Annotated in this window: 1 protein-coding gene; it reads right to left on the reverse strand. The window is 69.5% G+C overall.

What is annotated here, in order from left to right; all coding sequences use genetic code 11:
• On the reverse strand, positions 1–259 hold a 259-nt coding region (locus AC5P1B_RS35965), incomplete at both ends, for a hypothetical protein (RefSeq protein ID WP_493892241.1).

Consider the following 259-nt stretch of genomic DNA (forward strand, 5'->3'; position numbering starts at 1 on the left):
CAGCGCCCGGGTATGGGTCGCGGGCTGGCCACCGCCTTCCCTGTCTTCGCCCGGGCCTGGGAGGAGGTCTGCGACCACCTGGAGGCAGCACTCCAAGCCCAGGGCGCAGGCGAACAGGGCGTAGGCGATCAGGGTGTAGGCGATCAGGGTGTAGGCGATCAGGTCGCAGGGGTTCGGGGTGTAGGGGTTCGGGGTGTAGGGGTTCGGGGTGTAGGGGGGTATCGGTTGCGGGAGGTGGTGTGGGCTGAGCCGGGGAGTC

This window comes from Streptomyces sp. A01 (assembly GCF_059026195.1).